Raw genomic sequence first — 12,340 nt, 5'->3', positions numbered from 1 at the left:
ACAACTCATGCGCGAGTAATGCAAATAATTTCATCAGAAATGTTTCGTCACTGCTTTCTGCCTGAATTTTACCGGAGCGTATAGGAATTTATCGATAAGTGTGGTTGAAAGTTGACCGACTGGAAAAGGGTGATAGGCTGGGATTTCAGGCCCGTAGCTGGCGGGCTTCACCATCGGAAATTGACTAAAAGAGGGGAGCAGGGATGTCAGAAAATCTGTCTGTGCTGCCGTATCCCAGGCTGGCCGCCGCAGCCGGCGGCCAGCCACCAGGAGGAGGTGGAGGTATGCATCAAAGAATCAGCAAACTTGAAGAGCAGGTTGCCACACTGGTGGTCGACGTGGCGGTGATCAAATCCAACTATGCCACGCGACACGATGTGGAGGGGCTGCGGGCAGAGATGCATCAGTCGATGTCCGGGCTGAATGATAAAATTCATATCTCCATGTATGACATGCAAGCGAAAATAGCGTCACAAACCCGCTGGCTGTGTAGCGTAATCTTTGTCGCACTGGGTCTCGGATTGTCGATCGCCAAAATCATTTTTTAAGGTTAATGACCCGCCAGTCAGGCTGGCGGGAACAATTCAGAAGGCGTTGAAGCGATGAACCAACGTATCGCCCTGGCAACCGGCCTCTGGTGCGCTAAGTTGATTTTTTAGCGTCCCGGTCGGGCAGGAGTGCGGGCTTACGGCGTAAGCGTCTGTTCAAAAAACGCGTGGTAACGCCCCTCCGGATGGCCGAAGACGATCAGGTTGCTTTTGGCCCGGGTAATCGCGGTATAGACCAGTTCGGCATCGTCGTCTTTGGTCAGCACAACAAAGGCGGTTTTACACTCCATGCCCTTATAACTGTGCGGCGTAGAGAGTTTCACCAGCCCGGAGTTTTGCATAAAGAAATTTTTCTTTCTGCGCCTGAGCTTATCGCGGGCTTCCCGGAATGACGCTTCTGCCGGATAGAGCTTTTTCAGCGCCTCAATTTCCTGTTCCGTTTCAAACATCACCATGGTTTTCTCATCGGCAGCGATCGCGCTGTTGAGCCGGCTCAGCAGGTCAATCGAGGAGCAGATAATCACCACGTCATTGGGATGCAGGTGCTGTTCACGCATCAGCTTTTGCATGCCGAGCGCCATCGCTTCTGCGTTCTCTTCCGTCAGGCGGGTGTGGTACTCCAGCAGATCGAAATTCATGCTGCTTTGCAGCGGCTCCGACTCAAAAATCTCTGCATCGCTGTATTTACCGAGCAGAAATGCTTCCTGAAAACGCTTAAACAGATGGACCAGCGGCGTGTCGAGCCGGGAGCGATAAGAGCGGGTCAGCGTTTCCCAGCGCCCGAAGCCCTGGGTAATCGCCAGTTCACGCTTCTTATCATCGCGCTGATATATATTCTGCGAACGATCGCCGTACAGCACCATTTCTCCGTCGTCGGCCAGGAAGTGCTGACGGATAATCTGTACCCATTCCGGTTCGTAATCCTGAATTTCATCGATCAGAATAGTGTGATAACGCCGCGTCTCGCCGTCAGCAAAAAACGCAGCGTGTTTATAGAGCGCATCCAGGGCATCACGCGGATTAAGACCCTGATCCCGCTTTAGCTGAAGAAACGTCTCAACCGAAATATTGAGCTCATTCAGGGCGGCGTTAAAGAACTGGTGATAGTTACTGATTTCAAAACAGTCCCAGCTGAGGGTGCCGCGCAGGGCGCTAACCTTGTCGTGAATAAAGGGTTTTAAGGTCAGGTTAAAGGTCAGGATCAGCACCGCGCTCTGATGCCGCGCGAAGGCATGAACCGCCCGCTGCGCCAGCATGGTGGTTTTACCGCTGCCTGCGATGCCCTTAATTTTACTCAGGCCGGTCTCGCTGAGGGTCAGCCGCAGCTGCTTTTTATCAAATTTAACCGCGATCCCCTGATTCAGCACGCTTTCCGGGGGAGCCAGCCGGCGTTTGAACTCATGATAAATGTCGTCGGTAAATAACGGATCGGGTCTGCTTTGTTGTAACTGGGCTATTTTCTTCGCCAGGTTCTCCGGCGTTACGCTGATTGAACGATCCCGTACCAGCTTTATTTCACGGAGCTTCAGGCCGTTGGCGGTGCGCTCATACACCGCATGTTCGATCGCCCGTTGTCTGAACTGTTGATTGTTCTCGTCACGGCGACGTTTGATCTCTGCCAGCGCCGAATCATACAGGGCGGCCGGTGGCGTATTGCCTGCCGGATGGAAATAGACGGCGGTGTCAATCAGGCGGTAAAAGGCGCGATTAAGCGCCTCTTTCAGCCCCAGTATCGGCAGATGCAGATCGAACAGATTGCTTTTGTAGCGGAAAACCTGCTGATGAGGTGAGCGGATCTTTGCTTCACCGCGTGGGCCATTAACGATCCAGTGGTTCTCAGGCGTGATGCGGTAATGCAGCAGATTCCAGTCTTTGACTTCGAAAATCAGTGCGCCGTAGCCCTGCCTGAGCACGATAATATCGGGCCGGTCACCGTCGAGCCAGGCGTTGAAAAATACCTCAAACCGGTTATCCAGCTTATCGGCCAGCAACCGCAGTAACGCATATTCACCCTCGGTGGGGGCGACGGTCAGACGGGCAATATTGGCAAAGTCAGGGTGAAAAATCGCCATCAGTGGCTCCTGCCGGATGATCGGCCCTCAGTTGCGTTCGGCCGCGGAATATAATGACTTAATGTCAATATGTTACGCAGTTGTCACAGGGTGTACCAGCTTCATTTAAGAACTTTCTTAATTTATTCTGGGGCCCGAAGCGGCTGGATGGCGACCGGGAGCCGCTTAACGTTTATTCCGCCACGCGCCGAACGCCAACAGCGCGCTGGCGCTGGTAAAAAGCGCAATAATCCACGCCATGGTCCACGGCGTACCGTCGCTAAACAGGGCCAGCAGCAGCGACGAGATAATGCCGCTGCCGTACTGTAGTGAACCCATCAACGCGGAGGCGGAACCGGCCATCTGCGGCGCGGCGTCCAGCGCGGCGGCGGTAGCACTGGCGGCGATAATGCCGTTCATGGCGAAGAACACCAGCACCGTCAGCACCACCAGCAGCAGCCCACCAAACCGCAGGCCTGCGCCGGCGGCCAGCCCCAGCGCAGCCAGCGCGGCCAACAGCGTGGCGCACAGCAGGAGTTTCTCCAGCGCGTGGCGCTGCACCAGCCGGCGGTTGATCAGGCTGACGCCCATCAGACCGACGATATTCAGCGCAAACAGCCAGCCGTAATGTTGCGGATCGACGCCAAACCAGCGGATATACACCTGGGGTGAGCCGGCAATAAAGGCGTACGCCGCCACGTAGTAGCTGGCAACGCAGAGCGTAAAGCGCATAAACTGCGGCTGGCTCAGCAGCGTCATATAGTTGCGAAAAGCCGTGGCTAACGAGGCGTGCTGCCGTTTTTCTGCTGGCAGGGTCTCCGGCAGCCAGCGCAGCGCCAGCAGCATCAGGATGCCGATCGCCGCCAGCAGCCAGAAAATGCTGTGCCATGAGGTGAAAAGGATCAGCTGGCCGCCGAGCAGCGGCCCGGCAATCGGCGCGATCGCCATTACCAGCACCAGGGTGGAGAACATCCGCGCCGCCTCGCTGCGGCTGAACAGATCGCGGATCATCGCCCGCGCCAGCATCGGCCCGGTGCAGGCACCGAACGCCTGAAACACCCGCCAGAACACCAGCTGCGCCATATCCGTCGATAACGCGCAGCCGGCCGAGCCGGCCACAAACAGCAGCATGCCGATCAGCAGCGGCAGCCGACGGCCGAGCCGGTCGCTGATCGGTCCCCACACCAGCTGGGCGAGGCAGAATCCGGCCAGAAATCCGCTGATGGTCAGTTCGGCATCGCCCTGCAGCTCCTGCGCCATCAGCGGCATGGCCGGCAGATAGATGTCGGTCGACAGCGAGGTGAAGGCCATCAGCGCGCTGAGGATCACGATAAAGCTCAGCCCGTGGCGGGCGTGGGTAGAATTCGGGCCAATGGCCGTGGGCAGGGTCATAGTTTCGGGTCTGTAGAGGGGAGAGCCGTGCAGTGTAATGGAAACCGCCCGGCCGATAATCGGGGACAATCGACATGGGCCTGTGAGCGGTATTCATTAATCCGATGCTAAATCGCCACCCGCCCGCGCACGCCGTCCTGCTCCATGGTGCTGCCGCCTTGCGGTGTTATCAGGCCAGGATCACCGTTTTTCCTTTCGCCCTCAGGGCGGCGACCGTCTCTTCCGGCGCCTGCTGGTCGGTGATCACCTGGTCGATTTTCTCCATTGCCAGCACCAGGTTAAACCCTTTACGCCCGAATTTGCTGGAGTCGGTCACCACCACTACCTGCTGTGCCGCCGCAGCCATTACCGCACTGATCGCGTAGCCTTCGTTAAAGGTGGTGATGCCGTTATCACAGTCGAGGCCGTCTGCACCGACAAACATCAGGTTGGCCGAGACGTCGCGCAGCGCGGCTTCGGCGATGTTGCCGTGCAGCGAGGCGGTCTTGTGCCGCACCGTTCCGCCGCATACCACCAGGGTGATATCGGTGTTGTCGATCAGGATTGCCGCCGCCGGCAGGCTGTTGGTGATCACGGTAATGTTCTTCATTGTCACCAGCGCTTCCGCCAGCAGCTTGGTGGTGCTGCCGCTGTCGAGGATCAGCGTATCACCCTCCTTTACCAGCTTTGCGGCGGCCTGGGCAATGCGTCGTTTCGGATCGGCGGCCAGCTGATAGCGGTCGTTGAGGCTGACTTCGGCATCGGCCGACGGCTCGTCCTGCGCGCTGACGCTGTCGATACGCGCTGCACCGCCGTGAAAGCGGGTTAACAGTCCGCGCTCCTCCAGTAAACGCAGGTCGGCACGAACGGTCACCTCGGTCACGCCGAGGCTGGCCGAAATGTCGTTGACCAGCTGGCTGCCGCTGCTGTTAACCATGTCGACGATCTTGTTTCTGCGCTCAAATGAGTTCATGCGGGCTCCTGTGCAAAGTCAGGGCATCCTAAAACGAAAGGATAAGGAAGTAAAACGGAAATGAGTGAAATGTGAAGCGTTACGCAGAGTGTCGGCGAGGCGGGCGCAGCAGCGGGCGGCGAGCGGGCTAATTACGATTAACGCCGTTTAGCTACGGGTTACTCTGCGGATGAAAGTCAAAAACGACATAAAAAGAAAGAATAAGAAAGGTAACGTAAATACATAGATCATGATCACATAACGAAAGGAAAGGGATTGTGTCGCTTTCGAAAATTGACGATTGTTTATGAAATCTTTCGGAGGACGTTATGAAACACCTAATCGCACAACATAAATCGGGTCTCGACTGTGGTATCTGTTCGGTCTGTTCCGCCCACCCGTTGGTGATTGAAGCCGCGCTGCGGCTGGATCTGCACGGCGATCGTCAGGTGCTGATCGAGGCCACCTCAAACCAGGTAAACCAGTACGGCGGCTACACCGGCATGCGGCCCGCCGACTTTCGTGATTACGTGCTGGCGATTGCACAGCGCGTCGGTTTCCCGCCTCAGCGGCTGATCCTCGGCGGCGATCACCTCGGGCCTAACTGCTGGCAGGACGAAAGCGCTGAGGCGGCGATGGAGAAATCGCGGGTGCTGATCGCCGACTACGTCCGTGCCGGCTTTAGCAAAATTCACCTTGATGCTTCGATGTCCTGCGCCGGCGATCCGCTGCCGCTGCCGCCGGAAGTGGTGGCACAGCGCGCCGCCGAGCTGTGCCGGGTGGCGGAACAGAGCGCCAGCGCCGAACAGCGGGCGGCGCTGACCTATGTTATCGGCACTGAAGTGCCGGTGCCGGGTGGGGAAGCCTCGGCGATCCATGAGGTGCACGTCACCCGCCCTGAAGACGCCGCCCACACCCTGGAGCTGCACTACCAGGCATTCCGCGCGGCGGGGCTTGAGGCAGCGATTGAACGTATTATTGGCTTGGTGGTGCAGCCGGGCGTCGAGTTCGACCACAGCAGCGTGGTGCACTATCAGCCTGCCGGGGCCCGCGAGCTGAGCACCTTTATTACCACCACGCCGGTGGTGTATGAAGCGCACTCCACCGATTATCAGACCCGTAGCGCCTACCGCGCGCTGGTCAAAGACCACTTTGCCATCCTCAAAGTTGGCCCGGCGCTGACCTTCGCCCTGCGCGAGGCGATCTTTGCGCTGGCTGAAATTGAGCAAGCGCTGATCGCGCCGGAAAAACAGAGCCGGATGCTGGCGGTGATTGACCAGGTGATGCTGGACGAGCCGGGCTACTGGAAGAAGTACTACCGCCCGGCCTTCTCTCAGTCGCTGGTGGATATCCACTTCAGCCTGTCGGACCGCATCCGCTACTACTGGCCTAACCCGCGCATCAGCGCCGCGTTTGACGCGCTGATGGCCAACCTTGGCGCTACCGCGATCCCACTCGGCTTACTCAGCCAGTATTTACCAAAGCAGTTTGACCGCGTGCTTGCCGGATCGCTGAACGCCGACGCCCGTGCGCTTATTATCGATAAAATCCAGGACGTCCTGCGCGATTACGCCTTCGGATGTACGCCTGAAGCCACCCATAACCAGGAATTAAGCCATGCATAACACGCGTTTGATCGTCGCCTCCGGGCTGGCGTTCACCACGGCCGCTGAGGTTCTGCAGCATATCGGCGAGAAGATGGTCGGCGAGGGCATCTGCCGCGCCAGCTACCCCGACGCGCTGCGGGAACGTGAAGCCAGCTACCCGACCGGCATTGCGCTGGACGGCCACGCGGTGGCGATCCCGCACTGCGACGCCAGCCACGCTATTGAACCGGCCATCTACCTGATCCGGCCCGCCGCGCCGGTGGCTTTTCTGCAGGCGGATGATGACGGCACCGTGGACGCCGAACTGATTATCGCGCTGGTGGTGACCCATCCGGAGCAACAGCTGACCCTGCTGCGCAGCCTGTTTGGTCAGCTGCAGCAGCCGGACTTTATCGACAGCCTGTTAAGCGTTCCGCAAGAGGCGCTGGCCGACTGCTTTACCTCACGGCTGTTCGCCCCGGCCGTCTGACCGACCCCTGACCCTGCAAACGGAGAATAACAATGAAACGTAAAGTGATCGTCGCCTGCGGAGGCGCTGTCGCCACCTCCACCATGGCCGCAGAAGAGATTAAAGAGCTGTGCGATGAGTACGGTATTCAGGTTGAGCTGGTGCAGTGCCGGGTCAATGAGATTGAAACCTATCTGGACGGCGTCGATCTGATCTGCACCACCGCCCGGGTCGACCGGCAGTTTGGTGACATTCCGGTAGTCCACGGAATGCCGTTTATTTCCGGCGTGGGCATTGATGCACTGCGCCAGAAGATCCTTACGCTGCTGCAGGGGTAGGCTCATGTTTACTGACATCATGCGCTATATCCTCGATCTCGGTCCGACGGTGATGCTGCCGGTGGTGATTATCCTGTTCTCGGTGGGGATGGGGATGAAGGTCGGGGATGCCTTCAAATCGGGCCTGCACATCGGCATCGGTTTTGTCGGCATCGGGCTGGTGATTGGTCTGATGCTCGACTCGATCGGGCCGGCGGCGAAGGCGATGGCGGCCAACTTTGAGATCGGCCTCGACGTGGTTGACGTCGGCTGGCCTGGCTCCTCCCCGATGACCTGGGCCTCGCAGATTGCGCTGGTGGCTATTCCGGTGGCGATCGGCGTCAATATCCTGATGCTGGTGACCCGCATGACGCGGGTGGTCAACGTCGACATCTGGAACATCTGGCATATGACCTTCACCGGCGCGATGCTGCATCTGGCGACCGGATCATACTGGGTAGGCATGCTGGGCGTGGTGGTGCATGCGGCGTTTGCCTACAAGCTCGGTGACTGGTTTGCCCGTGACACGAAGCAGTTTTTCGATCTCGACGGTATTGCGGTGCCGCACGGCTCTTCGGCCTGGATGGGGCCGGTAGCGGTACTGGTTGATGCGGTGATTGAAAAAATCCCCGGCCTGAAACGCATTCACTTTAGCGCCGACGATGTCCAGAAGCGTTTCGGTGCCTTCGGCGAACCGGTCACGGTGGGCTTTATTATGGGCATCCTGATCGGTCTGCTGGCCGGGTATGACGCCAAAGGCGTGCTGCAGCTGGCGGTGAAAACCGCGGCGGTGATGCTGCTGATGCCGCGGGTGATTAAGCCAATTATGGATGGCCTGAATCCGATTGCCAAACAGGCGCGTAAACGTCTGCAGGCGAAGTTTGGCGGCCAGGAGTTCCTGATCGGCCTTGACCCGGCGCTGCTGCTCGGCCACACCGCGGTGGTCTCGGCCAGTCTGATCTTTATCCCGCTGACCATTCTGATTGCGGTGCTGCTGCCGGGTAACCGCGTGCTGCCGTTCGGGGACCTGGCAACCATCGGCTTCTTTGTGGCGATGGCGGTGGCGGTGCACCAGGGCAACCTGTTCCGCACGCTGATCTCCGGCATCATCATTATGGGCATGACGCTGTGGATCGCCACCCAGACTATCGGCCTGCATACCCAGCTGGCGGCCAACGCCGGCGCGCTGAAGGCCGGCGGCCAGGTGGCATCAATGGACCAGGGTGGTTCACCGATTACCTACCTGCTGATCCAGCTGATGACCTGGCAGAACGTGACGGCGTTGACGGTGATTGGCACGATTTATCTGCTCGGGGTGGTACTTACCTGGCGCCGTGCGCGCCGTGCCACCCCTGCCGCGCAGCCCGGCGACACCCGGCTTAACGGGAATCTATCCTGATCTGAAGTTCAGACGGGGGTAACCCCGTCACTCCCGGAGTTAATACCATGAAATCTGTCGTGATCCACGCCGGAGGCAGCGTTACGGTTGAAGAAAGACCGTTGCCTCAGATTGAAACCGCCGATGAGGTCCGGGTCGAGGTGCTCTGTTCCGGGCTCTGCGGCTCGGATATCCCGCGGATCTTTCATCAGGGTGCCCATTTTTACCCGATTACCCTCGGCCACGAGTTCTGTGGCCGGGTGACGGCAACCGGTCCCGACGTCAGCGATCTGGCGGTCGGCGATCTGGTGGCCTGCGTGCCTCTGCAGCCCTGTTTTGAGTGCGATGAGTGTCGTCGTCAGCTGTGGTCGCAGTGCCGCCACTACCGCTTTATCGGTTCACGCAGCGACGGCGGCAACCGCGAAGTCATCGTGCTGCCGCGCCGTAACCTGTTCGCTCTGCCGCCGGGTACCTCGCCGCTGGCCGGCGCCTTCTTTGAACCCCTGACCGTCAGCCTGCATACCCTCGAACTGGCCGGCGGCTGCCGTAACAAAGCTGTGATTGTGGTGGGGGCGGGCACCATCGGCCTGCTGGCGATGCAGGCGGCGAAGGCGCTGGGCGCACGTTCGGTCACCGCCATCGACCTCAACCCCGAGCGGCTGGCGCTGGCGCAACGGCTGGGTGCCGATCGGGTGTTTAACAGCGCGGAGATGGATGCGGCGGCGATCCGCCAGGCGCTGGAGGAGCGCCGTTTCGACCAGCTGATCCTTGAAACCGCCGGCGCGCCGCAGACCGTGGCGCTGAGCATAGAGATTGCCGGCCCGCAGGCGCAGATCGGACTGATCGGCACGCTGCACCGCGATCTGGCCCTCAGCAGCGCCACCTTCGGGCTGATCCTGCGCAAGGAGCTGCGGCTGCTGGGCAGCTGGATGAACTACTCCGGCGACTGGCCCGGCGTGGAGTGGCAGCAGGCCGCGCAGCTGTTCGCGGCCGGCGAGATTGACCTGACCGCGTTGATTGCGGTGCAGGGCGGGCCGGAGGTCTACGCGGCGGCGGTCAGTGAGCTGCAGGGCGGGCCGATGAGCGGCAAAATCATGCTCGATTTTTCACCACAGCAGGCAGGGGAAGCATAATGTATCTGGTCTCTAATCGCGCGATGCTGAACGACGCGCAGCAGCAGGGCTACGCCGTTCCGGCGTTTAATATTCATAACCTGGAAACCGTACAGGTGATTGCCGAAACGGCGGCCGAAATGGGCTCACCGGTGATTATGGCCGGCACCACCGGCACCTATGGCTACGCTGGCCTGCACTATCTGGTGGCGATTTGCCAGCAGGCGGCGCAGCAGTACAATCTGCCGATCGCCCTGCATCTCGATCATCATGAGGTGTTCAGCGATATCGAAACCAAGGTCAAGGCCGGGGTACGATCGGTGATGATCGACGCTTCACACTGTGCCTTCGAGGAGAATATCGCCCGGGTGGCGCAGGTGGTGCAGCTGTGCCATCGCTATGACGCCAGCGTGGAGGCAGAGCTGGGGCGGCTGGGCGGCCAGGAGGACGATCTGGTGGTCGATGAAAAGGACAGCTTCTTTACCGATCCGGACCGCGCCGCCGAGTATATCCACCGCACCGGCATCGACTCGCTGGCGGTGGCGATCGGTTCTGCCCACGGCCTGTATCAGGGCGAACCTAAGCTGGACTTTACCCGGCTGGCGCGCATTCGCGAGCAGGTCAGCGTTCCGCTGGTGCTGCACGGTGCGTCCGGCATTCCGGAGGCGATGCTCAGACGGTCAATTGAGCTGGGGATCTGCAAGGTCAACGTGGCCACCGAGCTGAAGATCGCCTTCTCGGATGCAGTGAAGGCCTGGTTCCAGGATAACCCCGGCTCCAGCGATCCGCGCGACTATCTGGCACCCGGCAAGCGGGCGATGAAGCAGGTGGTGCAGGAAAAAATCCGTATCTGCGGGAGCGCCGGGCGGATTTGATCGCGCCCTGGGGCGCGGCCCGGTGACTGACCGGGCCCACGCTCACGGACGGCGCGACGCCTGCCCGTGCACCTCTGTGTTATGAACTAGTTCTGCAGCAGCGCCAGCACCGCCTGCGGCTCCAGCTTCGCTTTTGCCAGCAGCTGGCTGCCGGACTGCTGCAGGATCTGCGCCCGGCTCATCGCCGAGACTTCGCTGGCGTAGTCGGCATCCTCAATGCGTGAGCGGGCGGCGGCCAGCGCCACGCCGGTGCTGTTTTGCAGGTTCTGTACCGAGCTCAGGCGGTTGGAAATCGCCCCCATCTGGGACCGTTTGCTGTCGACGCGGGCGATGGCGGCATCCAGCGTCGCCAGCGGGTTATCCGGATGGCGCAGGCGGATTTCCGCGCCGACTTCGCGCACCGTCATCACCGTGTAGTTGGTGCTGGTGTCGGTGCTGGCGCTGACGGTGGCCCTGAAGTAAATCTGTACGTCACCGACGCCGTTGCTGGTTTTTAACAGCAGCGTGCCGTCGCTGTCCTGGCTGACCAGCGTGGCGGTTTTGCCCATGCCCGGCAGGTCTAACAGATAGCCGCCGTTGCCGTCGGAACGCAGCACGTCGGTGGCCGTTTCGCCTTTGGCGCTGGTGTAGTTGAGTTGCACCTTTGCCGGGTCAAGGGTCACCGTTGAGGTGCCAGTGATGGTGGTCACCGCGCTAAAGCTGTTGAGATTAATGGCGTCGGTGGCGCGCACCGCCAGCGTCGTGCTGCTGCCGTCGGTCTCCGCCGCGAAGGTGGCGTTAAAGTACTGCGGGTTGCCGCTGCCGTCATCCACCTGCAGCAGGTACTGGCTGCCCGACTTCAGCAGTCTGGCATCCCCTGCGGGCAGCGGATTGCCGCTGGCGTCGCTGTAGCTCAGTGCGGCGCTGGTGGTATCAACGGCCGGCGTGGTGGTGACCTGGGCCGGCAGCGGGGAAAACGCGCTGTCCAGCTGGCCGCCGGCCCCGGTCAGGGTGGCGGTGGCGGCACCGCTGGCGTCAAAACTCAGCGTCGCCGGGTAGTAGATATCATTCTGCTCAACGTAGTACTGACCGTTGCTGAGGGTCAGCGACGGGGCCGGGCTGGCGGGCAGCGCGGCGCCGTTGTCATCAAGGTAGCTGTAGCTGGTGATGCTGCGGGCGGGGATCTGCGGTACGTTCGCGTAGAGCGGGCTGGCGCTACTGGCATCTACGGTAATGTAACCCTGGCCGGTAGCGGTATCCCAGCTGCCGGCACGGACGGCCGGATAGTAAACCGCCTTGCCGTCGCCGTCGTTACCCTGAATATAGAGCTGGTTGTTGGCGCTGCTTCTGACCAGCTGCCTGTCGCTCAGCGCGGTCGGCGTGGTGAAATTCACCGCCACGTTAGGATCGGCAAGCGACAGATTGCTGGCGCTGCCGATCACCCTGTTAACCGTGGTGACGGCGCTTTTAATACCGTTGATCACCAGGTCCTTCAGACCCAGTTCGTCAATGCTGAAGCCCGGAGCGGAGAGATCCACACTGACAGAATCGCGATCGTTAGCCCCCACCTGAATAGCCAGTTTACCGGCGCTGCCGTCCAGCACGCTGATGCCGTTAAAGCTGGCGCTGCCGTTCAGTCGGGCAATCTCCTTCAGGTTGAGGTTGATCTCGGCCTGAATGGCGTCGCCATCTTCCAGCGTAT

Annotated in this window: 11 protein-coding genes; 7 read left to right on the top strand and 4 right to left on the bottom strand. The window is 60.2% G+C overall.

Going from position 1 to position 12,340, the window contains the following annotated elements; genetic code table 11:
* The first annotated feature begins 203 nt into the window (after positions 1-203).
* A complete protein-coding gene (locus NV64_RS18880; RefSeq protein WP_233209041.1) occupies positions 204-548 on the top strand; it encodes a hypothetical protein in 345 nt (114 codons plus the stop codon).
* A gap of 137 nt (positions 549-685) precedes the next feature.
* Here NV64_RS18880 and NV64_RS18875 read toward each other — a convergent pair whose 3' ends face one another.
* The 3 genes from NV64_RS18875 to NV64_RS18865 all read right to left on the bottom strand — a co-directional run bounded on the left by NV64_RS18875 (position 686) and on the right by NV64_RS18865 (position 4,943).
* Complete coding sequence (locus NV64_RS18875) at positions 686-2,620, bottom strand: nuclease-related domain-containing DEAD/DEAH box helicase (protein ID WP_101506541.1); 1,935 nt, start codon at positions 2,618-2,620, stop codon at positions 686-688.
* A 165-nt stretch (positions 2,621-2,785) separates the two neighbouring features.
* Positions 2,786-3,991, bottom strand: a complete 1,206-nt coding sequence (locus NV64_RS18870) for a multidrug effflux MFS transporter (RefSeq protein ID WP_101506540.1) — start codon at positions 3,989-3,991, stop codon at positions 2,786-2,788.
* A gap of 169 nt (positions 3,992-4,160) precedes the next feature.
* Positions 4,161-4,943 (bottom strand): DeoR/GlpR family DNA-binding transcription regulator, encoded by a 783-nt coding sequence (locus NV64_RS18865; protein WP_056240232.1) that lies wholly within the window; start codon positions 4,941-4,943, stop codon positions 4,161-4,163.
* 308 nt (positions 4,944-5,251) lie between these two features.
* Between NV64_RS18865 and gatZ the strand changes: the two genes are divergently transcribed.
* From gatZ to NV64_RS18835, 6 genes are read left to right on the top strand one after another with little or no spacing between them, the layout of a single operon-like run.
* Entirely contained in the window at positions 5,252-6,547 is a 1,296-nt protein-coding gene (gene gatZ / locus NV64_RS18860; protein WP_101506539.1) for a tagatose-bisphosphate aldolase subunit GatZ, read from the top strand.
* On the top strand, positions 6,540-6,998 hold the full coding sequence (gene gatA / locus NV64_RS18855; RefSeq protein WP_056240228.1) for a PTS galactitol transporter subunit IIA: 459 nt from the start codon (positions 6,540-6,542) through the stop codon (positions 6,996-6,998). The genes gatZ and gatA overlap by 8 nt, the downstream gene beginning before the upstream one ends.
* A gap of 32 nt (positions 6,999-7,030) precedes the next feature.
* Positions 7,031-7,315 carry a PTS galactitol transporter subunit IIB gene (gatB, locus tag NV64_RS18850; RefSeq protein WP_056240225.1) on the top strand — a complete coding sequence of 95 codons (285 nt, stop codon included), beginning with the start codon at positions 7,031-7,033 and terminating at the stop codon, positions 7,313-7,315.
* A 4-nt stretch (positions 7,316-7,319) separates the two neighbouring features.
* Positions 7,320-8,693, top strand: a complete 1,374-nt coding sequence (locus tag NV64_RS18845) for a galactitol-specific PTS transporter subunit IIC (protein ID WP_056240222.1) — start codon at positions 7,320-7,322, stop codon at positions 8,691-8,693.
* Positions 8,694-8,740: 47 nt separating this feature from the next.
* Positions 8,741-9,805 (top strand): alcohol dehydrogenase catalytic domain-containing protein, encoded by a 1,065-nt coding sequence (locus NV64_RS18840; RefSeq protein ID WP_056240219.1) that lies wholly within the window; start codon positions 8,741-8,743, stop codon positions 9,803-9,805.
* A complete protein-coding gene (locus NV64_RS18835) occupies positions 9,805-10,659 on the top strand; it encodes a tagatose bisphosphate family class II aldolase (protein WP_056240216.1) in 855 nt (284 codons plus the stop codon). Before NV64_RS18840 ends, NV64_RS18835 begins: the two co-directional genes overlap by 1 nt.
* A gap of 86 nt (positions 10,660-10,745) precedes the next feature.
* Here the strand turns inward: NV64_RS18835 and NV64_RS18830 are convergent.
* A partial coding sequence (locus NV64_RS18830) for a flagellin (RefSeq protein ID WP_158239908.1) occupies positions 10,746-12,340 on the bottom strand: 1,595 nt, incomplete at its 5' end.

This window comes from Erwinia sp. B116, from assembly GCF_002865965.1.
In the GTDB taxonomy this organism is placed as follows: domain Bacteria; phylum Pseudomonadota; class Gammaproteobacteria; order Enterobacterales; family Enterobacteriaceae; genus Erwinia.
This window is presented reverse-complemented; position numbering and strand designations above follow the sequence as displayed.